Genomic DNA, 2,577 nt, shown 5'->3' on the forward strand with positions numbered 1-2,577 from the left:
GCCGCAAGGACCGGATGGATCGGCGTATGCGTGAAAAATCGGACGGCGGGGTGCGTCCGTCCGGGATGTGTGTGAATGTGGAACGGCGGGGCGAGGGCGCCCCGCCCTACGCCTGCACCATGCGAGCGCGGCGAAAAACCATCTTGATTTTGATGGCACCGTGGGAGCGGACTTTGGATAGGGAGGGAGTCCAGAGGGAGGGCTGGGCCTCCCTCTGGCCCTTTTCTTCCCCCTTTCTTTTCGGGAAAAGAAAGGGGCGCCGTCCGCGCAGGACAACGTCTCCGCCCGCCCGCAGGCGGGCCAACCCCCCTCTCCGTAAAATTCTATGCCGTAAGAATGCACTAAGAATAAACTAAGTTTGTCTACATAAGGATATGCTTTGCTTACCAGAGACAAGGGGAGGCAAGGCATATGGAAAAAACGAATCATCTCAGCATTCGTACCGACAAGACCCTCCATGACAAGCTCCAGTATATTGCGGCTTATGAAGGACGATCCATGAGCGGTCAGATCCTGTACCTCATCCAGAAGTGTATCCGGGAGTTTGAGAAGGAGCACGGGCCTATTGAGGCGGGGGATGTGAAATGAGCCGGGCGCTGTCGGTCCTGCTGGACCTGCTTTTCCCGCCCAAATGCGTGTTCTGCGGAAAACTGCTGCGCTCCGGCGAGCGGGAGGTCTGCGCCGCCTGCGGCCGGGACCTGCCCTGGCTCACCGGGGCGGCGGGGGAACAGCGGTGCGAGTTCGTGTCCCTGGCCGTATCCCCTCTGCGCTATGAGGGAGCGGTGCGGGAGTCCATCCACCGCTACAAATTCAGCGGGAGACAGGGCTATGCCGGGGCCTACGGCAAGCTGGTGGCGGGCTGCGTGCGGGAGCACCTCTCCGGCCGCTGGGACCTGATCACCTGGGTCCCCCTGTCGCCGGGGCGCAGGAAGGAGCGGGGCTATGACCAGGCCTTCCTGCTGGCCTCCGCCGCGGCACTGGAGCTGGGGGATGTGGCGGTGGAGACATTGCGCAAGAGCCGCAACAACCCGGCCCAGTCGGGCATCCGGGATGAGGCCGCCCGCCGGGCCAATGTGCTGGGGGCCTATGAGATCGTGGACCCGGAGCTCATCCGGGGCAGGCGGGTCCTGCTGCTGGACGACGTGATCACCACCGGCTCCACCGTGTCCGAATGCGCCCGGGTACTGCGCACATTCGGCGCGGAGGACGTGGTGTGCGCCACGCTGGCCCGGGCGCATTGACCGGCGTATCGCGCTTTTTTGCGCCGGGCCGGAAAATGGAATGAAAAATTAAGAAAAATCCTGTTGAAATACGGGTGAAATCTCTCTATAATGTTAATGTTAAGCCAGAGCTGTAATTAGGTGATTAACAATGAGTTTTTGGGAAAAAATAAAGGAAAAGTTCAAGAGACTACGAGGTGTGGGTATGTTCAGCAAGGATATCGGCATTGATCTGGGTACGGCCTCCATTCTGGTGTATGTGGCGGGCAAGGGCGTGGTGCTCCGGGAGCCCTCCGTGGTGGCCCTCCATAAGGATACCGGCAAGCTGCTCAAGGTGGGCACCGAGGCCCAGCAGATGCTGGGCAAGACCCCCGGCAATATCGTGGCCATCCGTCCCCTGCGGGAGGGCGTGATTTCCGATTACGACATGACCGAGCGGATGCTCAAGGAGTTTATCCGCAAGGTGACCTCCTTCCGGCTGTTCAAGCCCCGTATCGTCATCTGCGTCCCCTCCGGCATCACCGAGGTGGAGGAGCGGGCCGTCATTGACGCGGGCATCCAGGCCGGCGCCCGCCGGGTCTATCTGATCGAGGAACCTCTGGCCGCCGCCATCGGCGCGGGCATCGATATCACCCGGCCCGACGGCCATATGATCGTGGATATCGGCGGCGGCACCTCCGATATCGCAGTGATCTCCCTCAGCGGCATCGTGGAGTCCACCTCCATCAAGATCGCCGGCGACCAGTTCGACGAGGCCATCATCAAGTACATCCGCCGCAAGCACAACGTGCTCATCGGCGAGCGCACCGCCGAGGAGCTGAAGGTCAAGATCGGCTGCGTGTTCCCCCGGCCGGAGGAGCAGTCCATCGAGATCAAGGGCCGTTGCCTGATGACCGGCCTGCCCCGGGTGTTCACCGTCACCTCCAGCGAGATGATTGAGGCCTTTGAGGAGCCCGCCACCCGCATTCTGGAGGCCATCCACGGCGTACTGGAGCGCACGCCCCCCGAGCTGGTGGCCGACATCGCCACCAACGGTATCGTGATGACCGGCGGCGGCAGCCTGCTGTGGGGCTTTGACAAGCTCATCGAGTCCCATACCGGTATCGAGACCCATGTGGCGGACGACGCCATCTCCTGCGTGGCCTACGGCACCGGCAAGAGCCTGGAGACCATCGGCGATATGCAGGACGGCACCATGAACCTGTCCCGCCGGAAGCAGATGAACTAAACTGGATACAAAGGCGGGGGGGGGGGGGGGGGGGGGGGGGGGGGTTTTTTTTTTTGGGGTTTTGCTCGGGGTCACAGTGTAAAAATAAAAATCGCGGGCCCCCCCTATTTTTAATATTAAAATGGTGAT

The 2,577-nt window shown here is 61.5% G+C and carries 3 protein-coding genes; all 3 read left to right on the forward strand.

What is annotated here, in order from left to right; translation table 11 throughout:
• The first annotated feature begins 411 nt into the window (after positions 1-411).
• The 3 genes from ACTNBZ_RS14215 to ACTNBZ_RS14225 all read left to right on the forward strand — a co-directional run bounded on the left by ACTNBZ_RS14215 (position 412) and on the right by ACTNBZ_RS14225 (position 2,448).
• Positions 412-588 carry a hypothetical protein gene (locus ACTNBZ_RS14215; RefSeq protein WP_441210921.1) on the forward strand — a complete coding sequence of 59 codons (177 nt, stop codon included), beginning with the start codon at positions 412-414 and terminating at the stop codon, positions 586-588.
• A complete protein-coding gene (locus tag ACTNBZ_RS14220; RefSeq protein ID WP_441210923.1) occupies positions 585-1,241 on the forward strand; it encodes a ComF family protein in 657 nt (218 codons plus the stop codon). The genes ACTNBZ_RS14215 and ACTNBZ_RS14220 overlap by 4 nt, the downstream gene beginning before the upstream one ends.
• A gap of 184 nt (positions 1,242-1,425) precedes the next feature.
• Positions 1,426-2,448 (forward strand): rod shape-determining protein, encoded by a 1,023-nt coding sequence (locus ACTNBZ_RS14225; RefSeq protein ID WP_441210925.1) that lies wholly within the window; start codon positions 1,426-1,428, stop codon positions 2,446-2,448.
• Positions 2,449-2,577: the final 129 nt, after the last annotated feature.

The sequence above is a fragment of the Pseudoflavonifractor sp. HCP28S3_F10 genome (assembly GCF_052065415.1).
Classification (GTDB): Bacteria; Bacillota; Clostridia; order Oscillospirales; family Oscillospiraceae; genus Pseudoflavonifractor_A.

What these genes read in the sequence shown, in the direction of transcription:
- ACTNBZ_RS14215 (WP_441210921.1), top strand. Translation starts at nt 412, where the DNA reads ATGGAAAAAACGAATCATCTCAGCATTCGTACCGACAAGACCCTCCAT.
- ACTNBZ_RS14220 (WP_441210923.1), top strand. Translation starts at nt 585, where the DNA reads ATGAGCCGGGCGCTGTCGGTCCTGCTGGACCTGCTTTTCCCGCCCAAA.
- ACTNBZ_RS14225 (WP_441210925.1), top strand. Translation starts at nt 1,426, where the DNA reads ATGTTCAGCAAGGATATCGGCATTGATCTGGGTACGGCCTCCATTCTG.